Raw genomic sequence first — 22,154 nt, forward strand, 5'->3', positions numbered from 1 at the left:
GATAAAGAAAAGAACAGACACGCACCGATCATAGTTGATCGGTGCGCTTTATCGCGAGGGCTGGCGATGGCCGTTCAGCGCAGGTTCAGCGACGAACCGGGCGCTTCTGCAGCTTGCGCTGCAGGGTACGGCGGTGCATGCCCAGGGCGCGGGCAGTGGCGGAGATGTTGCCTTCGTGCTCGGTCAGCACGCGCTGGATGTGTTCCCACTGCAGACGGTCCACCGACATCGGGTTTTCCGGCACCAGGCTGTCGAGGTCGGCGTGTTCGGAGAGCAGCGCCGCCAGCACGTCGTCGGCGTCCGCGGGCTTGCACAGGTAATTGCAGGCGCCGCGCTTGATCGCTTCGACCGCGGTGGCGATGCTCGAGTAACCGGTGAGGATCACCACGCGCATTTCCGGGTCCAGCTCCAGCAGCTTGGGCAGCAAGACCAGACCGGAGTCGCCGTCCATTTTCAGGTCCAGCGCGGCATAGTCCGGCAGATCGGCCTGGGCGATGGTCAGGCCTTCCTCGGCGGAACCGGCGGTGCTGACGCGAAAACCACGGCGAGCCATGGCACGAGCCATCACCCGGGTAAAGGTCGCGTCGTCATCGACCAGCAGCAAATGCGGCAGTTCTTCACCTTCGACTTGGATTTCGTCACTCATGTTGCTCTCCTCGGGCGCCGTGGGGCAGGCGCAGCTCGGTGAGCGTGCCGCCTTCCTCATGACTATAGAGTTTCACTGAGCCGCCGGCGCGTGTCACGCTGGCCTTGCTCAAAAACAGGCCCAGGCCGAAACCTTTGCCCTTGGTGGTAAAAAACGGTTTGCCGATCTGTTCGGCGATGGCCAGCGGCACACCGGCCCCATGATCGCGGATGCTGATGGTCAGGTCTTCGGCGGTCCAGTCCAGGGTCACCTGAAGGTTTTCCGGGCAGGCGTCGGCGGCGTTGTTTAACAGATTCAACAGCGCCTGGGTCAGATCCGGCGGCGGCGCCACACGCGGTAGCGTGCCCTGGCCCAGGCGCTGGAAGCGATAACTGGCCTCGGGGCGCATCAAGTGCCAGCGGTTGAGCGCCTCGTCGAGCCACTCGGTGACGTCCTGCATCTCCACTGCCATCCGGCGATTGGCCTCGGCGGCGCGCACCAGTTGTTGCAGGGTCTCCTTGCAGAGCTTCACCTGATCCTTCAACACCTTCAGGTCTTCCTGAAGCATCGGGTCGTGATGATCCTGCTGCATTTCGTTGAGCAACACGCTCATGGTCGCCAGCGGCGTGCCCAGTTCATGAGCGGCACCGGCGGCCTGAGTCGCCACGGCCAGCAATTGCTGATCGCGCAGACCTTCTTCGCGGCGGATTGCACGCAACTCTTCCTGACGGCGCAGCTCTTCGGCCATGCGCGCGGCGAAGAACGTAATCACCGCCGCTGCGAGGGCGAAGCTCAGCCACATGCCGTAGATCTGCAGGTTCTCCCGGGCCACCGGCAGGGTTTCCAGCGGATAGAAATGCGTCAGCATCAGGGTGTACAAGGCCAGCGCAATACCGGACAGCACCACCGAATAACGCCACGGCAGTGTCACCGCAGCGATGGTCAGCGGCACCAGATAATAAGAAACGAACGGGTTGGTCGAACCACCGGAGAAATACAGCAAGGCACTGTGGATAACCAGGTCGCAGGCCAGTTGCAGCGCGTATTCGAGTTCGGTGACCGGCCACGAAGTGCGCAGGCGCACGGCGGTGAACACACACAGCAGAATCGAACAGCCGAGGGTCATCACCAATTGCACCCACGGCAACGGCAACAGCTCCAGCCAGTAGGCCAGGCCCACGGAACCGGCCTGCGCGGCCAGCACCAGGGTGCGGATGAAAGTCAGCCGCCAGAGGTTCTGGCGAGTGGCGGAAGTCAGTTGTACGGGGGCGAGCATGAGCTCTCCTGATGAGCGCTCCAGGCGGATCGCACGGAGTATAACCAAGGCGCGGGCTTGAGAGGCGAAAGTGCGGCAAACGACCACATGGCAAAAAGCGTCGCGGCGGCTATAAGGCCCATCTGTATAGAAGTTGTAACTGGGCGAACCGGATCACAAAAGCTAGAGTCTGATGGTTTCACGCAGGCCCCCCGAACCATCACCTGCGCCCTCATCAAGGAGCTTTCATGCACACATTTCGCCGCAGCGCCGCCCTTCTCGCCCTGACCGTCGGCAGCGTCGCCAGCCTTCCGGCCCTGGCCGCCGATGAGCTGCACTACAACCAGATTTCCCTGCGCGCCGAAGTCAGCCAGGAAGTGGCCCGCGACCTGATGATCGTGACCCTCTACACAGAAGAACAGAACACTGACCCGGCCAAACTCGCCGCCGACGTCAGCACCACCATGAACAAGGCGCTCGCCCAGGCCAAGCAAGTCAAAGACATCACCCTGCGCCAGGGCAGCCGCAACAGCTACCCGATCTACGACACCAAGGGCCAGAAAATCACCGGCTGGCGCGAACGCGCCGAACTGCGCCTGGAAAGCACCGACTTCGCCGCCCTGTCCAAACTCACCGGCGAGTTGCTGACCGACCTGAAAATGGGCGGCATGGACTTCGCCATCGCCGACCCGACCCGCAAGGCCAGCGAAGACAAACTGCTGAAAGAAGCCGTCACCGCCTTCAAGGCCCGCGCCCAACTGGCCACCGACGCCCTCGGCGGCAAGGGCTACAAAATCGTCAACCTGAACCTCAACAGCAACGGCTACCCACAACCGTACATGCGTGCCCCGATGATGATGAAAGCCGCCGCGGGTATGGATGCAGCGCCAGTGACACCTGAAGTCGAAGCGGGCACCAGCCAGGTCAGCCTGACGGCCGACGGCTCGATCGAAGTGTTGATGCAGTGATTGAATGACGGCTGAATGAAAAACCGGCGATCAGTAATGATCGCCGGTTTTTTTTGTGCCCGGGATTTGCGTTGTCAGGCTCGCGGATCAACCCGATCCAGCGCCCGGTTCACCGCAAGCTCGGCCAGCATGATGATCTGCTGGATGCCGAGCGCCGTACTACGCTGCGAACCGCTGAGTTCATTGGCGAAATTGCTGGCGATGGTACTGGCCGACGCCAGGGACTCGCAGGCGTTGGCCAGCAGGCTTTCGGTGTCGACGTTGGGCGTGACCATATACATCGTGCTCGGGCGCGGTCTGGAAGGATTGGGGCACAGGTAATAGTCGAGGGCGCGTTTGATGGCTTCGCGGTTGCGGGCGAGGTCTTCGGCGCGCATGGCTTCTTCGAGGGGGGTGGGTGATTCAAGTGGCGGATCGGGTACTGGCTTGTTCATGGAGCATTTCCTTATGAATGTGCGCCACTCATTTCCGATCTCACTCGCGAAATGAGGTGGCAACTATGTACGGAGTGAGATTACCGGTAAGGAAACCAACCCGGCCGGACCGAAGTCCGCCCGTACATAGCCGCCATAAAGAACTGCCGACAGCATGAACTGGCGGCGATTATGGGGCGGCTTGCGCTGGTTTCCAAATTCAGTAACCGGGAATCTCACCTCCCGATCGCAGAATCTTCTGCGACAACCAAAGACTAGAGAGCGTGCTTCCGACGGACAACCTGAAAACATTGTGGGAAGGATCCGGTGTTGTTGTTGAGATTTAAACAGCTTCAGAAGCAGCCCTCACCCTAGCCCTCTCCCGGAGGGAGAGGGGACTGACCGCGTTGTTTAAATGGAATACGCCGACGTGAGATACCGAGGTGAACTCGAGTTCTAAAACGCATACAACTCCACTCTGGCTTTGGCTTCCACCACTCAACAGGATGAGCGTTAGCTCGGCTGCAGCTCTTGATCTTGATCCACGGGCGACGTCGGAAGGCTGAGTGGAGGGATTTATCCGGGGGTGGGAGCGCAGCGACCGTTTGGCGAAGCCAAACACATCGAGAGGAGGTGCAGCGAAGCAAACCGTAGGCGATGCCCCCCCGGATGAATCCCGGAGCGAAGGAACCCCGAGCCTCAGCGAGCGGGCCGAACGCAGGAGCAAGCGTTTTTGGTTACTTTTTAGGCGTTTGTAAAAAGTGACCCGCTGTAAAAGCGGAACCGCCAGCGGCAACACCCGAAGAAACGGATATGTTCACCCCCCCCAGATATACCGAGATAGACACCTAACCTAGAAAAACGATATTTCCGGCCCCCCTCAAATCCCCGCTAACCTCAAGGAACAACCACCTCCAGACCCACGGGCCAGACATGCATAGATTCACCCTAAAACCACTTCTAATAACCCTGGCCCTGACCGCCATAACCCCAATCGCCAACGCAGCAACAACCCTGGTCTACTGCTCCGAAGCCAGCCCCGCAGGCTTCGACCCCAGCCAATACACCAGCGGCACCGACTTCGACGCCTCCGCCGAAACCGTCTTCAACCGCCTCACCCAATTCAAACGCGGCGGCACCGAAGTCGAACCCGGTCTGGCCACAAGCTGGGACGTAACCCCGGACGGCCTCCAGTACACCTTCCACCTGCGCCAGAACGTAAAATTCCACACCACGGATTACTTCACCCCGACCCGCACCTTCAACGCCGACGACGTGCTGTTCACCTTCCAGCGTCTGCTCGACCCGGACAACGCCTTCCGCAAGGCCTATCCCGCCGAGTCCCCCTACTTCACCGACATGGACCTGAACACCACGATCAAGTCCGTGGAAAAACTCGACGAAAACTCTGTGCGCTTCAACCTGAACAACGTCGACGCCGCGTTCGTGCAAAACCTCGCCATGAGCTTCGCCTCGGTGCAATCGGCCGAATACGCCGCGCAGTTGCTGAAGGAAGGCAAGGCAGCAGACATCAACCAGAAACCGGTCGGCACCGGCCCGTTCGTGTTCAAGCGCTACCAGAAGGACTCGCAGATCCGCTATGCGGCGAACAAGGACTACTGGAAACCCGAAGATGTGAAAATCGACAACCTTGTGTTCTCGATCACCCCGGACGCCGCCGTCCGCCTGCAGAAGCTCAAGACCGGCGAATGCCAGGTCAGCGGCTACCCGCGCCCGGCCGACATCGAAGTAATGGAAAAAGACCCGAACCTGCGCGTCTTGAAGCAGGCCGGTTTCAACCTCGGTTTCCTTGCCTACAACACGACTCACCCGCCGCTGGACCAATTAAAGGTGCGTCAGGCTCTGGACATGGCCATCGACAAACCGGCGATCATCAAGGCCGTTTATCAGAGTGCCGGGCAGTTGGCGCAGAACGCCTTGCCGCCTGCGCAATGGTCCTATGACCCGAATATCAAGGACGCCCCGTACGATCCCGTAAAAGCCAAGGCGCTACTCAAGGAAGCCGGGGTTGCACCGGGTACAACCATCAACCTCTGGGCGATGACCGTGCAGCGTGCGTCCAACCCGAATGCACGGATGTCGGCACAGATGATCCAGCAGGATTGGGAGAATATCGGCATCAAGGCCAACATCGTCAGCTATGAGTGGGGCGAGTACATCAAGCGTGCCAAGAATGGCGAACACGACGCGATGATCTACGGCTGGACCGGTGACAACGGCGACCCGGACAACTGGCTGGGCGTGCTTTACAGCTGCGCGGCGGTGAAAGGCAGCAACTACGCCAAGTGGTGCGATCCGGCCTACGACAAACTGGTGCAGCAAGCCAAGGTGGCCACCGATAAATCACAGCGGGTAAAACTGTATCAACAGGCGCAACTGATCCTTAAACAGCAAGTGCCGATCACGCCGATCGCCAACTCCACGGTGTTCCAGCCGCTGCGCAAGGAAGTCACCGACTTCAAGATCAGCCCGTTCGGTCTAACCCCGTTCTATGGCGTGGGTATAAATAAGTAACACCCGGCCCCAAGGCGGCGCGCAAATCGTGACCAATGCACCGTTTTGGGGCTTCATTTGCACCGTAAAAACCGACCGCAAACGGTCAAATGCGTCAGAAGTTATACAGATGCGACATTAAGGTACGTTCGTGCCACCGTTTGATGCCGCCGGGCGCTCTGGATCTTGCATTGGGTATGGGCCCTGCATAAGTATCCGCAGGCACGACTCACGAGGTCGTACCTCAATATTAAAAAATGACAACAAATCATGAGGCCAACATGCTTAAACACGCGGTCATTCCGTTTTTAGTCGGCGCAGGCTTGTTAGCCTCCGCACCTTTCGCTTCCGCTGCGACTAACCTGGTGTTCTGCTCCGAAGGCAGCCCGGCCGGTTTCGACCCAGGCCAATACACCACCGGAACCGACTTCGACGCCTCAGCCGAAACCATGTTCAACCGTCTGACCCAGTTCGAGCGTGGCGGCACCGCCGTTGTTCCTGGGCTGGCGACCAGCTGGGACATTTCCCCGGACGGCCTGACCTACACCTTCCACCTGCGTGAAGGCGTGAAGTTCCACACTACCCCGTATTTCAAGCCGACTCGTGAGTTCAACGCCGACGACGTGCTGTTCACCTTCAATCGCATGATTAACAAGGATGACCCGTTCCGTAAGGCGTACCCGACCGAATTCCCGTACTTCACCGACATGGGGATGGATACCAACATCACCAAGATCGATAAAGTCGACGACCACACCGTCAAGTTCACTCTGAAAGAAGTCGACGCCGCGTTCATCCAGAACATGGCCATGAGCTTCGCGTCGGTTCAGTCCGCCGAGTACGCAGCCCAGCTGCTGAAGGAAGGCAAGGCGGCCGACATCAACCAGAAGCCGATCGGCACTGGTCCGTTCGTGTTCAAGAGCTACCAGAAAGACTCCAACATCCGTTACACCGGCAACAAGGATTACTGGAAGCCTGAAGACGTGAAGATCGACAACCTGATCTTCGCCATCACCACCGACCCGTCGGTGCGTATCCAGAAGCTGAAGAAGAACGAGTGCCAGGTCACCCTGTTCCCGCGTCCGGCCGACCTCGCCGCATTGAAAGCCGACCCTGCGCTGAAGATGCCTGACCAGGCCGGTTTCAACCTGGGCTACATCGCCTACAACGTGATGGACAAGGTCAAGGGCAGCAACGAAGCCAACCCGCTGGCCGACCTGCGCGTTCGCCAGGCGCTGGACATGGCCGTCAACAAGCCACAGATCATCGACTCGGTTTACCAGGGCGCAGGCCAACTGGCCGTCAACGCCATGCCGCCGACCCAGTGGTCCTACGACACCACCATCAAGGACGCCAAGTACGATCCCGAGAAAGCCAAGCAGCTGCTCAAGGAAGCCGGCGTCAAGGAAGGTACCGAGATCGTCCTGTGGGCGATGCCGGTTCAGCGTCCGTACAACCCGAACGCCAAACTGATGGCCGAAATGCTCCAGTCCGACTGGAAGAAGATCGGTCTGAACGTGAAGATCACCAGCTACGAGTGGGGCGAGTACATCAAGCGCTCCAAAGGTGGCGAGAACCAGGCCATGATCATTGGCTGGAGCGGTGACAATGGTGACCCGGACAACTGGCTCAACGTGTTGTTTGGTTGCGACTCGCTGAGCGGCAACAACTTCTCTAAATGGTGCGACAAGAAATTCGACGGCCTCGTGAAAGAAGCCAAGCGCACCACTGACCAGGCCAAGCGCACCGAACTCTACAAAGAGGCGCAGCACGTCCTCAAAGATGCAGTCCCTATGACACCTATCGCTCACTCGACGGTGTATCAACCCATGCGCGCCAACGTGCAGGACTTCAAGATCAGCCCGTTCGGCTTGAACTCCTTCTACGGCGTCAGCATCAAGTAAAAAAACCGGCGCCGACGTTTTCAGCGTCGTCGCCGTTTTTTTCTGCCGAATAGTCAGGAATTTGCCTACATCCTTTTCCACTTGGTCTGACCAGGTTGGTTTCGGACGTGTCGCCTTTTCCTACGAGTCTTTAGGACTCAGCGCATTTACTGCCAGACCTGCGGCCCCTACCGTCAGGTTCTGACCAGTGACTGCGTGGGCTATCGGTTTGCTGCTGGATTGAGCTCAATGCGGCCACAACTTCCCTGGAAGGGATCGCGGCGCATTGAAAAACACTGAGACAAGAGGGAGCGTCATGCGCCACACCTTGGTTTTTTCCGCATTGCTGGGCGCCGGCCTGTTGGCCGCCACGTCCGCGAGTTTTGCCGCCAGCGACAGTCTGGTGTTCTGCTCCGAAGGCAGCCCGGCCGGCTTCGATACCGCGCAGTACACGACCGCGACCGATAACGACGCCGCCGAACCGCTGTACAACCGTCTGGCCGAGTTCGAAAAAGGCGCGACCAATGTCGTACCGGGCCTGGCAACGAGCTGGGATATTTCCGAGGACGGCCTCAAGTACACCTTTCACCTGCGTGAAGGGGTGAAATTTCATACAACGGCGTACTTCAAACCTACCCGCGATTTCAATGCTGACGACGTGCTGTTCACGTTTAACCGCATGCTCGATCCGCAACAGCCCTTCCGTAAGGCTTATCCGACCGAGTTCCCGTATTTCAACGGGATGAGCCTCAACAAGAACATCGCCAAGGTCGAAAAAACCGGGCCGCTGACCGTGGAGTTCACGCTCAACAGCGTCGACGCCGCGTTCATCCAGAACATCGCCATGAGCTTCGCCGCCATTCTGTCCGCCGAATACGCCGACAAGCTGCTGGCCGAAGGCAAGCCGAGCGACATCAACCAGAAGCCGGTCGGCACTGGCCCGTTCGTATTCAAGAGCTATCAGAAAGACTCGAACATCCGCTACACCGGCAACCCGCATTACTGGGATCAGAGCCGGGTGAAGCTGAAGAACCTGATTTTCGCGATCAATACCGACGCCTCGGTTCGCGTGCAGAAGCTCAAGGCCGGCGAATGCCAGGTCACGCTGCATCCACGCCCGGCGGATGTGCCGGCACTGAAGAACGATCCGAAACTGCAACTGATCGAAAAACCGGGTTTCAACCTCGGCTACATCGCCTACAACGTGCGCCACAAACCGTTCGACCAGCTCGAAGTGCGTCAGGCGCTGGACATGGCGGTGAATAAACAGGGGATTCTCAACGCTGTTTACCAGGGTGCCGGCCAACTGGCGGTCAACGCCATGCCGCCGACCCAATGGTCCTACGACACCACGATCAAGGACGCCGCCTACAACCCGGAAAAAGCCAAGGCACTGCTCAAGGCTGCCGGCGTCAAGGAAGGCACCGAGATCACCCTGTGGGCCATGCCGGTGCAGCGCCCATACAACCCGAACGCCAAGCTGATGGCCGAAATGCTCCAGGCTGACTGGGCGAAGATCGGTCTGAAAGTGAAGATCGTCAGCTATGAATGGGGCGAGTACATCAAGCGCACCAAGAATGGCGAACACGACGTCAGCCTGATCGGCTGGACCGGTGACAACGGGGACCCGGACAACTGGCTCGGCACGCTGTACAGCTGCGACGCCATTGGCGGCAACAACTATTCCATGTGGTGCGACCCGGCTTACGACAAGCTGATCAAAGAGGCCAAGGTCGTCACCGACCGCGACCAGCGCACCGTGCTCTACAAACAGGCCCAGCAGTTGCTCAAGCAGCAAGTGCCGATCACGCCTGTCGCCCACTCGACGGTCAACCAGCCGCTGAGCGCCAGGGTTGAAGGGTTCAAGGTCAGCCCCTTCGGCCGCAACGTGTTTTCGGGTGTCAGCATCGATTAAACCCATAACCGATTAGCCGCAATGCTGAGGAGGCTGTCTACCTCCTCACGCAAGCGCTTTGCCGAAATTTGCCGATCAGGCCTTTTGCAAACGTTTGCGATGTGTGAATGAGTTCTAAAACCAAAAACCGGCCCAACAAAAAAAGCCGGCATAAAAAGAAAGTAAAGGAGCTTCACCCATGAAACTGAGCAGCACCGCGATACTGGCCTTGGCCATCAGCAGCATCACCGCCACGGCGTATGCAGAACCTGCGAGCCAGGAGTTCGTCCCTACCACATTGGCCGGCAGCAGCGCCCAAAGCGAGGCCAAAGGCTTTATCGATGGACAAAGCCTGGGCGGCACAACCCGTAACTGGTATGCCAACGAACTGAAACGTCGTGATGACACTTTCAGCTACGTCAAAAACAGCGACAAAAACACTTCGCCTGTCGTCAAGACCGCGACCCCGCGTCGAATCAACTGGGTTCAAGGCACGATAGTCAACTACACCTCGGGCTTTACCCAAGGCACCGTTGGCGTGAGCACTGAAGTGGCGGCCTACAACGCGATCGTTCTGGATCGAGATCGCAAGGATATCGCCGGCGGTTCCAACCGTACCCTGGCGCACTCCGACGGCGATGCTGTCGACCAGTGGAGCAAACTGGGTCTGGCCAACGTCAAATTCCGCGTTTCGAACACCACCCTGACCGCCGGTCGCCAGAACTTCAGCACGCCAATCGTCGACGTCATCGGCAACCGTCCGCTGCCTTCCAGCTTCGAAGGTATCAGCCTGCACAGTGAAGAATTCAACAACCTGTCGTTCGACCTGGCCGGTTTTGACCGTGTTTCGCCACGTACCGAGCAGAGCCTGTCGAAGTTCCGTACCGAATACGGTGCCAACGGCGCTGAAACCGACAAGGTCTATACCGGCGGTGTCAACTACCAGCCACTCAAGAGCCTGAAAACCAGCCTGTACGTGGCCAACGTCGAAGACTTCTGGAACCAGTACTACTTCGGCGCTACCCATGAACTGGGTGACAGCCAGGTCCTGAGCCTGACCACCGGCCTGAACTACTACAAGACCGTCGACGAAGGTAAAAAGTTGATGGGTAACATCGACAACGATACCTACTCGCTGTCGTTCGGCCTGACCCACCAGGCCCACAGCCTGACCTTCTCGTACCAGCAAGTGAACGGTGACGAGTACTTCGACTACCTGCACGAAACCAACGGCATCTACCTGGCCAACTCCCTGCTGTCGGACTTCAACGGCCCGAACGAGAAATCCTTCCAGATCGCCTACGGCATCAACATGGCCGAATACGGCGTGCCTGGCTTGAAGTTCAACATTTACCAGGCTCGTGGCTGGGGCATCGACGGTACTCACTACACCGGTACTGCTTACACCGATCCGGGCGCCAAGCGCGGCGACCTGAGCCTGATGGACGGCGAAAGCCACTACGAATATGGCATCGGTGCTTCGTACGCCGTGCAGAGCGGCCCACTCAAGGCCACCGCCATCCGCGCGACCTACACCACTCACCGCGCCAGCGAACACCAGGCTGATGGCAACATCAACGAGTTCCGTCTCGTGACTACCATTCCGTTCAACATTCTGTAAAAAACGCGTGCCGGCGGCTGACTCAATGACGAGTCGGCCGCTCGGCTTTTTGTCTTCAACCGATTGCAGAGGGTTCTTGATGAAAATGCTTCCCCTACGTGCGGCCATCGCTGCCGCCCTGTTGAGCGCCGCCATCGGCGTCTCGGCCAAACCCTTGGTGGTCTGCACCGAAGCCAGCCCGGAAGGCTTCGATATAGCCCAATACACAACTGCAGTCACAGGCGATGCAGCTTCCGAAACCATTTTCAACCGCCTGGTGGGCTTCGAGCCCGGCACCACCAAAGTGATCCCGTCGCTGGCCGATTCCTGGGACATCAGCGATGACGGCCTGACCTACACGTTCCATCTGCGCAAGGGCGTCAAGTTTCACACCACCGAATACTTCAAGCCCAGCCGCGACTTCAATGCCGATGACGTGGTCTGGAGCTTCCAGCGCCAGTTGGACCCGAATCACCCATGGCACAAACTGTCGGCAGTAGGCTTCCCGTACTTTGAAAGCATGGGCTTCAAGGAACTGCTGAAAAACGTCGAAAAAGTCGACGACAATACGGTCAAATTCACCCTGACCCGCCGCGAAGCGCCGTTCCTGGCCGACATCGCCATGGCGTTCTCCTCGATCTATCCGGCCGAATACGCCGACCAGTTGCTCAAGGCCGACAAGACTGGCGACCTGAACAACAAGCCGATCGGCACCGGCCCGTTCATCTTCCAGCGCTACAACAAGGACGCTCAGGTTCGCTTCAAGGCCAACCCGGACTATTTCCGTGGCAAGCCGCCGGCCGATGCACTGATCCTGGCCATCGCCACCGACAACAACGTGCGCCAGCAGAAACTCAAGGCCAACGAGTGCCAGATCGCGCTTTACCCCAAGCCTGATGATATCCCCAGCATCAAGCAGGATCCGAACCTGAAGGTCGCCGAACTGGACGCGATGACCGTGTCCTACATGGCCATGAACACCCAGCACAAGTACATGAGCGACGTACGGGTGCGCAAGGCCATCGATATCGCCTTCGACAAGGAAGCCTATGTCAACGCGCTGTTCGGCAAAGGCAATGCAACCGTCGCGGTCAACCCGTACCCACCGACGTTGCTGGGCTACAACCACGACCTGAAGAACCCTCCCCGCGATCTCGACAAGGCCCGCGCCCTGCTCAAGGAAGCCGGCGTACCGGAAGGTCATGTGTTTACCCTGTTTACCCGTAACGGCGGCGGCCCGACCAACCCCAATCCGATGCTCGGCGCACAAATGATGCAGGCCGACCTGGCGAAAGTCGGGATCAAGCTCGACATTCGTGTGATGGAGTGGGGCGAGATGCTCAAGCGCGCCAAGAACGGCGAACACGACATCGTGTCTGCCGGATGGGCGGGCGACAACGGCGACCCGGATAACTTCCTGACGCCTATGCTCAGTTGCGAAGCCGCCAAGAACGGCGAAAACTACGCTCGCTGGTGCAACGAGAAATTCCAGGCCCTGCTCGACGAAGCACGGGCTAAAGTAGATCCGGCCGAACGCGCCAAACTGTACGAAGAAGCCCAGGTCATCTTCAACCAGGACCAACCGTGGATCAGCATGGCCCACACCCGGATGTTCACGGCAATGCGCAACAACGTAGAGGGTTATCACATCAGCCCTCTGACAACCAATAACTTCGCCACCACCCAGGTGAAGTAGATAAGAAACTCCCGGCCTCCCTGACCCCAGGGTCGCCGGGCACGCCTAACCGGCTGATGAGGTACCACACAAGATGTTTAGTTTTATTGCCCGCCGACTGGGGTTATTGATCCCCACGTTTTTCGGCATCACCTTGCTGACTTTCGCGTTGATTCGCATGATTCCCGGCGACCCCGTGGAAGTGATGATGGGCGAACGTCGGGTCGACCCCGAAATGCACGCTCAGGCAATGGAACGCCTCGGTCTGAACAAACCGTTGTATGCCCAGTACCTGGACTACATCGGCAAACTGGCCCACGGCGATCTCGGCGAATCCCTGCGCACCCGTGAGAGCGTATGGACCGAGTTCACCTCCCTCTTCCCGGCGACCCTGGAATTGTCCATGGCCGCCCTGCTGTTCGCCGGCGTCCTGGGCCTTCTGGCCGGGGTGATCGCGGCTCTCAAGCGAGGATCCCTGTTCGACCACGGGGTGATGGGCATCTCCTTGGCGGGGTATTCGATGCCGATCTTCTGGTGGGGCCTGATTCTCATCATGTTCTTCTCGGTGAGCCTGGGCTGGACCCCGGTTTCCGGGCGGATCGACCTGCTCTATGACATCGAGCCACGCACCGGTTTCATGCTGATCGACACCCTGCTGGCCAATGACACCGGCGCTTTCCTGGATGCGCTGCATCACCTGATCCTGCCGGCCATCGTCCTCGGCACCATTCCGCTGGCGGTGATCGCGCGGATGACCCGTTCGTCGATGCTCGAAGTGCTGCGTGAAGACTACATCCGTACCGCCAAGGCCAAAGGCCTGTCGCCGTCGCGCGTGGTGTTCGTGCACGGTCTGCGCAACGCCCTGATCCCGGTGCTGACCGTGGTCGGCCTGCAAGTCGGCACCCTGCTGGCCGGTGCGGTACTGACCGAGACCATCTTCTCGTGGCCCGGCATCGGCAAATGGCTGATCGAAGCCATCGGCGCCCGGGACTATCCGGTCGTGCAGAACGGCATCCTGTTGATCGCCTGCCTGGTGATCCTGGTCAACTTCGTGGTGGACATCCTCTACGGCTTTGCCAACCCACGCATCCGTCATCAGCGCTGAGGTCAATACCCATGAGCACTCCAACATCCTCAGTAGTCACCGCTGCACCTGGCGCGGATCAAAGTCTGCTGTACCCGTCGCCGTACAAAGAATTCTGGCAAGCCTTCGCGAAGAACAAGGGCGCCGTTGCCGGCCTGCTGTTCATGCTGCTGGTGATTTTCTGCGCGATCTTCGCGCCGTGGGTCGCCCCGCATAACCCGAGCGAGCAATACCGTGACTTCCTGCTGACGCCGCCGGCGTGGCTCGAAGGCGGACAGATGCAATTCCTGCTCGGCACCGATGAACTGGGTCGCGACCTGCTGTCGCGTCTGATCCAGGGTTCGCGCCTGTCGCTGCTGATCGGTCTGTCGTCGGTGGTGATGTCGCTGATCCCGGGGATCCTGCTGGGTCTGTTCGCCGGTTTCTTCCCGAAAGTGGTCGGCCCGACCATCATGCGTCTGATGGACATCATGCTGGCCCTGCCGTCGCTGCTGCTGGCCGTGGCGATCGTCGCCATCCTCGGCCCAGGCCTGATCAACACCGTGATCGCGATTGCCGTGGTTTCGCTGCCGTCCTACGTGCGTCTGACCCGTGCTGCGGTGATGGGCGAACTGAACCGCGACTACGTGACCGCTGCGCGCCTGGCCGGTGCCGGCCTGCCACGCCTGATGTTCATCACCGTGCTGCCGAACTGCATGGCACCGCTGATCGTTCAGGCCACCCTGAGCTTCTCTTCGGCGATCCTCGACGCCGCCGCCCTGGGCTTCCTCGGCCTCGGCGTCCAGCCGCCAACCCCTGAGTGGGGCACCATGCTGGCCTCGGCCCGCGACTACATCGAACGCGCCTGGTGGGTCGTGAGTCTGCCTGGTTTGACCATTTTGCTCAGCGTGCTGGCAATCAACTTGATGGGCGACGGCCTGCGCGATGCGCTGGACCCGAAACTCAAGAACGCCGCCTGAGGAGATTCCCATGTCACTGCTAGAAATCAAGAATCTCAACGTTCGCTTCGGCGACAAGAACGCCACACCGGTGGTCGACGGCCTCGACCTCAAGGTCGACAAGGGCGAAGTCCTGGCCATCGTCGGCGAATCGGGTTCCGGCAAGTCCGTGACCATGATGGCGCTGATGGGCCTGATCGAGCACCCGGGGATCGTCACTGCCGACTCTCTGAGCTTCGACGGCAAGGACATGCTCAAACTGAGCAATCGCCAGCGTCGGCAGATCGTCGGTAAAGACCTGTCCATGGTGTTCCAGGACCCGATGACCGCGCTGAACCCGAGCTACACCGTCGGTTTCCAGATCGAGGAAGTGCTGCGCCTGCACCTGAAAATGTCCGGCAAGGCCGCCCGCAAGCGCGCCATCGAACTGCTGGAAAAGGTTGAAATCCCCGGCGCTTCCAGCCGTATGGACGCTTATCCGCACCAACTGTCCGGCGGCATGAGCCAGCGTGTGGCAATTGCCATGGCGATTGCCGGCGAGCCGAAACTGCTGATCGCGGACGAGCCGACCACCGCGCTCGACGTAACGATTCAGGCGCAGATCATGGACCTGCTGCTGGCGTTGCAGAAAGAGCAGAACATGGGCCTGGTGCTGATCACCCACGACCTCGCCGTGGTGGCCGAAACCGCCCAGCGCGTCTGTGTGATGTACGCCGGCCAGGCCGTTGAAGTCGGCCAGGTGCCGCAACTGTTCGACATCCCGGCGCACCCGTACAGCGAAGCGCTGCTCAAGGCGATTCCGGAACACAGCCAGGGTGCCGAGCGCCTGGCGACCCTGCCGGGCATCGTTCCCGGCCGTTACGACCGTCCGCAAGGCTGCCTGCTGTCGCCGCGCTGCCCGTACGTGCAGGACAGCTGCCGCGCGCAGCGTCCGACCCTTGATCCGAAAAGCCACAGCCTCGCCCGCTGCTTCTACCCGTTGAACCAGGAGGTGGCGTAATGGCCGTCGTACTTACCGCCCGCGACCTGACCCGTCACTACGAAGTCTCCCGTGGCCTGTTCAAGGGCCATGCGACCGTACGCGCCCTCAACGGTGTGTCGTTCGAGCTGGAAGCCGGCAAGACCCTCGCCGTAGTAGGCGAGTCGGGTTGCGGCAAATCCACCCTGGCCCGCGCCCTGACCCTGATCGAGGAGCCGTCGTCCGGTTCCCTGAAAATCGCCGGGCAAGAAGTGGCCGGCGCCGACAAGGCTCAGCGCAAGCAACTGCGCAAAGACGTGCAGATGGTGTTCCAGAGCCCGTATGCCTCGTTGAACCCACGGCAGAAAATCGGTGATCAACTGGCCGAGCCGCTGCTGATCAACACCAACTTGTCGGCCGCCGAACGTCGCGAACGCGTCCAGGCGATGATGAAGCAGGTCGGTTTGCGTCCCGAGCACTACCAGCGTTATCCGCACATGTTCTCCGGCGGTCAGCGTCAGCGTATCGCGCTGGCCCGCGCCATGATGCTGCAACCGAAAGTGCTGGTGGCGGACGAACCGACCTCGGCACTGGACGTGTCGATCCAGGCGCAGGTGCTGAACCTGTTCATGGACATGCAGCAGGAGTTCAACACCGGTTACGTGTTCATCTCGCACAACCTGGCGGTGGTGCAGCACGTGGCCGATGACGTGATGGTGATGTACCTCGGACGTCCGGTGGAAATCGGTCCGAAGCACGACATCTATGCCCGTCCGCTGCACCCGTACACCCAGGCGCTGCTGTCGGCGACACCGACCATCCACCCGGATCCGGACAAGCCGAAAATCAAGATCGTCGGCGAGTTGCCCAACCCGCTGAACCCGCCACCGGGCTGCGCGTTCCACAAGCGCTGCCCGTACGCGACCGAACGTTGCAGCGCGGAAGAGCCGGCCCTGCGCCAGCTCGACACGCGTCAGGTAGCGTGCCACTACGCCGAGCAGTTCCTCGACGGTGCGGCATAAAACCCCGCCCCATTACCGGGGCGGGTTGTTGATGAGTTGACCAAACCCCTTCTCCTTCGATTGCGCATCAGTCGAGGCAGAAGGGGTTTTCCTTTACGGGCAAAGCCCACGCAAAATGTCGCGACCACCGCCATACTGGCTCACTCGTGCCAGACAACGCCGCTAAAATGCAGCCTCAAAAAACAAAAGGAGCAAGACATTGGACAAGGAACTTCCAACGGATTTCGAGCAGTTCGTCGAGACGCTGACGCGTTTAAGCAACAAGAACGGTTTGACCCTGGGCCGTTTGAATCGTCAGGAGCTGGCGGTCATGCTCTTTTACATCAGTTCTGCGCTCGAGCCCGGCGAACGCTATAGCGAACGTGAGGCGACCACGCGGCTGGACCAATGGAAAACCCGGTTCGCCCCCATGCTGCGAAGCGATGTCGTGGAGTTGCGGCGGACGCTGATTGATAGCCACTACTGGATACGGGAACCCGATGGGCGCGGTTATGAACTCGACCTGGCCATTACCGGCCATCCGCTATTCATCCGGCTGGTTGAAGAGCAACTGCCAATGCGCATCGCCGAACAGTTGCTGGAAGCTGCCCGCGCGCGCGAAGAGCGCAAGAAAGCCGCGCTGCAAGGCTGAAACGGATCAGGGAGGAGAGCTAATGGCGCTCTCCTCCCTGATCTGACCTATTGCACCCTGACGAACACGACCTGCTCGGCAAGCGCGCTTTGCGCGTTCGCTGCGTGAAGCTCCGGGGCCCATCGGACAAAGTTGCTCAGTACCCGCCCCTGTCCGGAACTCGTCAGTGACAGGTGCATGTAAAGCCCGCTGTCTGACGAAGGGGCGACGATACCCTCGGCGTACACACGAAGAACCGGCTGATGCAAAACGATGCCGCATGCCCTCAACCGCGAATTGCGCGACAGCAGATAGCTGTCGTGGCTGTCGAGCACTGGCGCCCGGGCAAGGGATGCCGCCACGCGATCATACAGAGCAGCCTCGCTGCACCGATCGACATCGTCGACCGCAACCAACCGAGTGCCTTCTTCGACGACGTATTGCAAAAGAAATCGATCACCCTGCAGAACGCTTGAAGCGTGCTTCAAAAAGGCCGCGATCCAGACAACGGCCTGATCGCCGCAACTGACCATGCCCTCGGGCCGGCTCAACACTGTTTGTGTCTGCTCGCCGGTGTGCACCGGCATCGACCCGATGCACTGCGGATCCAGCCACTCGGAGAAGGTCTGCAAGCGTGCTTCGGCTGCCTTGAAGTGCGCTGCCGACTCCATCGACAACCCGGGCTGCGGCACGACTGGACTCTGCGCCGGCAAGCGGGCACTGAACGTGAAGCGGTCAATGATCGGGGCCGGCAATTGAGCTTCATCACCGTGCAACAGTTGATGCTTGACGGCCGCATTGAAGCCGTCCAGATAACCGAGGATATTGCCCTGCTCCATGCCCTGACGATGCAGGTAGAACAGACTCCACTGCTCAAAGCCGAACTGCGGCAACCATGTAGAGTTTCGGGCAGTGAGAAAGAACCGCTCGGTGATGGATGCCGCCAGTTCGCTGTCCATCGTGTCGTGCGACCAATCGAAGCCTGAGCCGGTAATGCCGTATTTTTCCCGGTCATTCCAGATGGGTGTCAACGGGTCGCAGTACCAGACCTGCGCACGGAAGGTATCCGGTCGAATGGTTTCGATGAAATCCAGGCTCTCCTGCACCGTGTCGAGGGTTTCCCCCGGAAAGCCGATGATGAACGAGGCGTGAGTCGCAATCCCTACCGAGCGGAAAGCGCTGATGGCCTGTTCATAGTTCTTGCGGCGTGAGGTCTTGCGCATCAGCGCAAGCATCTTGTCGGAGGCCGACTCGATACCCAGAAAAACCCCTTCGCACCCTGCGCGCGCCATCAGCGCGATGGTTTCCGGATCACCCTGATCAGAACGGTAAAAGGAGTTCCACTTAAAGTTGTACTGGTTGTCGATCATCATCTGCATGATTTCCCGGAAGCGCTGCTTGGGCACATTGAATGTGTCATCCAGGAACGTCAGCGTATCCACGGTGCCGATCGCCTTTACCGCATCCAGTTCGCGTTCTACATCGCTGGTGGACAAGTAACGGTACTTACCGGCCCGTTGGGGAAACCCGCAGAATGCACAGGAATACGGACAGGATTTGGCTGTGCGCGTGGACAGGAAACGTCCGATGCCACGCGGTTCGAACAACTTGTAATTGACGAAGTTTTCCTTCAGTTCGTTGTATTCCGGCTCATCCGCACCGAACACCCACGTGTCGCCGTCGAACACCGCCGTGCGATTCAACCCGATGACCGAGCGGTTCTGATTGAGCGCCTCCAGTACCTGGCGCAGCGTGTCTTCGCCCTCATTGCTGTTGATGTAGATATCGCCGCCAAGAACACTCAGGTAATCACCGAGCATTTCCTGATCATGGGCCTTGAACAGACCACTGATGTAAGGGCCACCGATGATGATCTGCACCTGAGGCGCGCAGTCGCGCACAAAGTCCACAATCTCCTGCACCGGATGCGGCATGACATAGAGGGTCGTGGTGATGACCACGGAACTGATCGTGCCGGACGCCAGTTTTTGCGCCAGAACATCCTTCTCGTTCTGAAACAGATTGACGTAGTCAAAGGCGATGCCGTGCTTTTCCAGATACGTACCCAGCACCATCACAACCGGCCACAGAAAATCGGCATTGTTCAGGTTCAGGTCCGCCAGCCCCTGCACTTCACGTGTCTTGTTCAGCACACCCAGTGCATGAAACCGCGAGCCTTCATAATTGACGAACGCCAGGCGTAAATCACGTTTCGCTGCCGCTTCAGGTGCAAGTTGATCGAGCATCTGACAATAGTCGTCAAACGAAAAATCATTGAAGCCGATGATCATGCATTTTTTGTTTTGCATCGGGTCACTCCTCCCTGGAATGGAACGTGCGAAGGCTCGCGTCAGTGCTCCTTGAATGGTTCAGCCGTGGGACGTGGCCCAGCGTCGCGTATCGGGAATGAAGTCCGCGATATTGGTGTAGGACCCGGCTTCCAGGCACTTGTCGACGAACAGTTGGCCAACGACGAGATCAAGAACCCCCAGTCCGAAGGGTGAAAAGATCAGTGGGCGCGAACGGTCGATCAAGCTCGGGTTGTTGAGAATGTGCGCAAGCGTGCCGTGCACGAACGAGCGGTCGCCGTATTTCTGCTCCGCCAGATGGGGCGAGGTATTGGCCTTCATGCAGTGCTCCACATCATCGAACACGTTGAACGCGTGCCAGATAATGTCCGGGCTGATATCGCGCAGAGAGACATTCAGAATGATTTGACCGGGGGCAAAGACGTCGTCACCCGACACATAAGGCGTCCCGGCGTTGGTGGCGAAAACAACGATGTCGGCAGTGCTGATCGCCGACTTCCAGTCCTCGTCGAAAAGCGCTTGCCGCCCCGTCCCGGCGGTGACGTGATGACGAAGTTCAGTGGCCGACGCCGGGTCCAGATCACAGACGGTGACCTGATCGAACGTCCAGCCATCGGCCAGGAAAAAATCAAAGATCGCGCGGGAGATCACGCCGGCACCGACGAATGTGATCTTCAGCGCTTTCTGCGGATCCGCCGCCAGCGCCCTGGCGGCGACCACCGCAGAAGCCGCGGTTCTGGCCGAGCTGATTTGCGAAGCTTCAAGGCATGCCACGGGATAACCCGTTTCGTAATCGTTCAGCAGCAGGACGGCCGAGGCGCGTTGCAGATTTCGCTCGATGTTCTTCGGATAACTGGCAATCCACTTGATGCCCGAAATGGGTGTGTCGTTGGCAATGGCAGCCGGCAAGGCAATGATCCGGTCCGATTGACGCTCTTCGAACCTCAGGAAATAGCTGTCGGGATTGTTGGTCAGGCCGGCGTCGTGCTGCAGGTAGGTCTCTTCGACCAGGCGCAGAATGTCCCTGCGCAGCGAAGGCATCAGGTTGGCGATCTGCGAACCGGAAACAACGGTCAATGCGTGGGATGGCAGGTTCTGGGTGTCGTTCATGGAAGGTCTCATTGCATGGCTTCGTGTTTTAAAACCGCTGTGTCACGAGCGCTTGCTTCGGCCTCCAGGAGACAGAATTGATCTAACGTTTCGTTCAGCAGGCGTTTTAGTTTCAGCATGTTTTCAGGGGAAATCCGGTCGGCCTGGTACTGCAGCTTGATAAAGCAATGGTCAGCGGTGACAGGCACCCACATGAACAATGGCCAGGGCTGATAGTCGGGCAACTGGACTTGAGAGACGGTGACGCCATCAAGATCCCAGCCTTCGAACGGGCTCTCGGCACCGATATGAATGGGCAGGCTTTGGCTGACTTCGGACTCGGCCATGATTTCGCCGATCGAAAGCCCGACGCTGTCGAAGGTTTCGTAGAGTGAATCAGCGACATTGAGGATGTGGGCCTGCAACGACAGTTTCGAATCGACGCGTACCCGCAATGGAATGCGCGCAGACAGGTAGGCGACCACCGTTTGCGTACCTTCCGTCCAGCGCGGCGTCACGTTGGTCTGGATCAGCAAGTCGTCCGAGGCGCAAAGATGTGCGAGCGCGATAGACGCCGCGGCGGTGTAAACCACAAAAGGTGTGACATCCAGCGAAGCACAGAGTCGGTTGATGGCCCCGTGAATCTCCTTGCCGGGGGTCATCACATCGAAGGTCGATTTGGCCTGTGCGCTCTCACCGACGAGCAAATCCGGAATCTGCGGAATCTTCGCGTCCTTGAGATACGCTCGCCAGAACTGCGCCTGACGCTGATGCTCATCATGTTCCAGAGGCATTGCCAGCGTTTCATGATCGAAGGTGAGTGGCTCCAGCAACGGTTCCGGCGCGGCGGACATCGCACCGTTGTAGGCCGTCGCCAGATCATCGAGGATCACCTCCAGCGACCATGAATCGACAACGATGTGATGAATGATCAGTGCAAACAGATGACGATCATGTCCGAGTTTTTTCAGGTAGGCCCTGAACGGTATATCCACTTGCAGATCAAGCGGCCGCCGACACAGGGCCTCGATGCAGTCCTCCAGCCGGGACAACTCGAACGGCTCGTCGTCGACACTCAGTACACCGTGCACCAGTGGTCCGGGGAAACGTCGCGCACCATCCGGCGTTTCGTGGAAGTGCGATCGCAGCTGCTCGTGACGATTGACCACCGCATCCACCGCCTGGCTGAACCGGGCGATGTTCAATGGCCCGTCCAGCAGGAAGCCAATGCTCACGCAGGCCGTTTCGGCAAGATCGTAGGCGCTCGACGCGCTCCAGTAATACCGTTGATAGGGGTTCAATCCTTTACCCGCCATC

17 protein-coding genes are annotated in these 22,154 nt (G+C 59.3%); 11 read left to right on the forward strand and 6 right to left on the reverse strand.

What is annotated here, in order from left to right; translation table 11 throughout:
• Nucleotides 1-85: 85 nt before the first annotated feature.
• Complete coding sequence (locus M5B98_RS22135) at nt 86-646, reverse strand: response regulator transcription factor (protein WP_003221630.1); 561 nt, start codon at nt 644-646, stop codon at nt 86-88.
• Nucleotides 639-1,901: an ATP-binding protein gene (locus M5B98_RS22140; protein WP_085711810.1), complete on the reverse strand. Its 1,263-nt coding sequence runs from the start codon at nt 1,899-1,901 to the stop codon at nt 639-641. The genes M5B98_RS22135 and M5B98_RS22140 overlap by 8 nt, the downstream gene beginning before the upstream one ends.
• A 227-nt stretch (nt 1,902-2,128) precedes the next feature.
• Between M5B98_RS22140 and M5B98_RS22145 the strand changes: the two genes are divergently transcribed.
• The gene (locus M5B98_RS22145) at nt 2,129-2,848 is read left to right on the forward strand and encodes an SIMPL domain-containing protein (RefSeq protein WP_114881410.1); all 720 of its coding nucleotides are present in this window, start codon (nt 2,129-2,131) and stop codon (nt 2,846-2,848) included.
• A gap of 74 nt (nt 2,849-2,922) precedes the next feature.
• On the opposite strand, the gene M5B98_RS22150 is transcribed toward M5B98_RS22145, so the two are convergent.
• Nucleotides 2,923-3,282, reverse strand: coding sequence for a DUF6124 family protein (locus M5B98_RS22150; protein ID WP_248743975.1), 360 nt, complete (start codon nt 3,280-3,282; stop codon nt 2,923-2,925).
• A 912-nt stretch (nt 3,283-4,194) separates the two neighbouring features.
• On the opposite strand from M5B98_RS22150, the gene M5B98_RS22155 reads away from it, so the two are divergent.
• From M5B98_RS22155 to M5B98_RS22200, 10 genes are all read left to right on the forward strand, one after another.
• Nucleotides 4,195-5,796 carry an ABC transporter substrate-binding protein gene (locus M5B98_RS22155; RefSeq protein ID WP_248743976.1) on the forward strand — a complete coding sequence of 534 codons (1,602 nt, stop codon included), beginning with the start codon at nt 4,195-4,197 and terminating at the stop codon, nt 5,794-5,796.
• Between the two features lie 260 nt (nt 5,797-6,056).
• Nucleotides 6,057-7,679, forward strand: a complete 1,623-nt coding sequence (locus tag M5B98_RS22160) for an ABC transporter substrate-binding protein (RefSeq protein WP_085711814.1) — start codon at nt 6,057-6,059, stop codon at nt 7,677-7,679.
• 295 nt (nt 7,680-7,974) lie between these two features.
• Nucleotides 7,975-9,573 carry an ABC transporter substrate-binding protein gene (locus M5B98_RS22165; protein WP_248743977.1) on the forward strand — a complete coding sequence of 533 codons (1,599 nt, stop codon included), beginning with the start codon at nt 7,975-7,977 and terminating at the stop codon, nt 9,571-9,573.
• 178 nt (nt 9,574-9,751) lie between these two features.
• The gene (locus M5B98_RS22170; RefSeq protein WP_248743978.1) at nt 9,752-11,173 is read left to right on the forward strand and encodes an OprD family porin; all 1,422 of its coding nucleotides are present in this window, start codon (nt 9,752-9,754) and stop codon (nt 11,171-11,173) included.
• Between the two features lie 79 nt (nt 11,174-11,252).
• The gene (locus M5B98_RS22175) at nt 11,253-12,848 is read left to right on the forward strand and encodes an ABC transporter substrate-binding protein (RefSeq protein WP_248743979.1); all 1,596 of its coding nucleotides are present in this window, start codon (nt 11,253-11,255) and stop codon (nt 12,846-12,848) included.
• 73 nt (nt 12,849-12,921) lie between these two features.
• Nucleotides 12,922-13,932 carry an ABC transporter permease subunit gene (locus tag M5B98_RS22180; protein WP_119426677.1) on the forward strand — a complete coding sequence of 337 codons (1,011 nt, stop codon included), beginning with the start codon at nt 12,922-12,924 and terminating at the stop codon, nt 13,930-13,932.
• Nucleotides 13,933-13,943: 11 nt separating this feature from the next.
• Complete coding sequence (locus M5B98_RS22185) at nt 13,944-14,870, forward strand: ABC transporter permease subunit (protein ID WP_085711819.1); 927 nt, start codon at nt 13,944-13,946, stop codon at nt 14,868-14,870.
• Nucleotides 14,871-14,880: 10 nt separating this feature from the next.
• Entirely contained in the window at nt 14,881-15,849 is a 969-nt protein-coding gene (locus tag M5B98_RS22190; protein ID WP_085711820.1) for an ABC transporter ATP-binding protein, read from the forward strand.
• Entirely contained in the window at nt 15,849-16,829 is a 981-nt protein-coding gene (locus tag M5B98_RS22195; protein WP_114881404.1) for a peptide ABC transporter ATP-binding protein, read from the forward strand. Before M5B98_RS22190 ends, M5B98_RS22195 begins: the two co-directional genes overlap by 1 nt.
• A 199-nt stretch (nt 16,830-17,028) precedes the next feature.
• Nucleotides 17,029-17,460 (forward strand): DUF2087 domain-containing protein, encoded by a 432-nt coding sequence (locus M5B98_RS22200; protein WP_248743980.1) that lies wholly within the window; start codon nt 17,029-17,031, stop codon nt 17,458-17,460.
• A gap of 47 nt (nt 17,461-17,507) precedes the next feature.
• On the opposite strand, the gene M5B98_RS22205 is transcribed toward M5B98_RS22200, so the two are convergent.
• The 3 genes from M5B98_RS22205 to M5B98_RS22215 form a co-directional block, all read right to left on the reverse strand.
• Nucleotides 17,508-19,730: a PhpK family radical SAM P-methyltransferase gene (locus M5B98_RS22205; RefSeq protein ID WP_248743981.1), complete on the reverse strand. Its 2,223-nt coding sequence runs from the start codon at nt 19,728-19,730 to the stop codon at nt 17,508-17,510.
• 78 nt (nt 19,731-19,808) lie between these two features.
• Complete coding sequence (gene sbnB, locus M5B98_RS22210) at nt 19,809-20,858, reverse strand: 2,3-diaminopropionate biosynthesis protein SbnB (protein ID WP_248743982.1); 1,050 nt, start codon at nt 20,856-20,858, stop codon at nt 19,809-19,811.
• A gap of 8 nt (nt 20,859-20,866) precedes the next feature.
• A complete protein-coding gene (locus M5B98_RS22215; protein WP_248743983.1) occupies nt 20,867-22,153 on the reverse strand; it encodes a condensation domain-containing protein in 1,287 nt (428 codons plus the stop codon).
• Nucleotide 22,154 lies beyond the last annotated feature (1 nt).

It is taken from the genome of Pseudomonas sp. MWU12-3088, from assembly GCF_023242405.1.
GTDB classification, from domain to species: Bacteria; Pseudomonadota; Gammaproteobacteria; order Pseudomonadales; family Pseudomonadaceae; genus Aquipseudomonas; species Aquipseudomonas kribbensis.

Coding starts and splice junctions, on each gene's coding strand:
- M5B98_RS22135 (WP_003221630.1), bottom strand. CDS start 646: ATGAGTGACGAAATCCAAGTCGAAGGTGAAGAACTGCCGCATTTGCTG.
- M5B98_RS22140 (WP_085711810.1), bottom strand. CDS start 1,901: ATGCTCGCCCCCGTACAACTGACTTCCGCCACTCGCCAGAACCTCTGG.
- M5B98_RS22145 (WP_114881410.1), top strand. CDS start 2,129: ATGCACACATTTCGCCGCAGCGCCGCCCTTCTCGCCCTGACCGTCGGC.
- M5B98_RS22150 (WP_248743975.1), bottom strand. CDS start 3,282: ATGAACAAGCCAGTACCCGATCCGCCACTTGAATCACCCACCCCCCTC.
- M5B98_RS22155 (WP_248743976.1), top strand. CDS start 4,195: ATGCATAGATTCACCCTAAAACCACTTCTAATAACCCTGGCCCTGACC.
- M5B98_RS22160 (WP_085711814.1), top strand. CDS start 6,057: ATGCTTAAACACGCGGTCATTCCGTTTTTAGTCGGCGCAGGCTTGTTA.
- M5B98_RS22165 (WP_248743977.1), top strand. CDS start 7,975: ATGCGCCACACCTTGGTTTTTTCCGCATTGCTGGGCGCCGGCCTGTTG.
- M5B98_RS22170 (WP_248743978.1), top strand. CDS start 9,752: ATGAAACTGAGCAGCACCGCGATACTGGCCTTGGCCATCAGCAGCATC.
- M5B98_RS22175 (WP_248743979.1), top strand. CDS start 11,253: ATGAAAATGCTTCCCCTACGTGCGGCCATCGCTGCCGCCCTGTTGAGC.
- M5B98_RS22180 (WP_119426677.1), top strand. CDS start 12,922: ATGTTTAGTTTTATTGCCCGCCGACTGGGGTTATTGATCCCCACGTTT.
- M5B98_RS22185 (WP_085711819.1), top strand. CDS start 13,944: ATGAGCACTCCAACATCCTCAGTAGTCACCGCTGCACCTGGCGCGGAT.
- M5B98_RS22190 (WP_085711820.1), top strand. CDS start 14,881: ATGTCACTGCTAGAAATCAAGAATCTCAACGTTCGCTTCGGCGACAAG.
- M5B98_RS22195 (WP_114881404.1), top strand. CDS start 15,849: ATGGCCGTCGTACTTACCGCCCGCGACCTGACCCGTCACTACGAAGTC.
- M5B98_RS22205 (WP_248743981.1), bottom strand. CDS start 19,730: ATGATCATCGGCTTCAATGATTTTTCGTTTGACGACTATTGTCAGATG.
- sbnB (WP_248743982.1), bottom strand. CDS start 20,858: ATGAACGACACCCAGAACCTGCCATCCCACGCATTGACCGTTGTTTCC.
- M5B98_RS22215 (WP_248743983.1), bottom strand. CDS start 22,153: ATGGCGGGTAAAGGATTGAACCCCTATCAACGGTATTACTGGAGCGCG.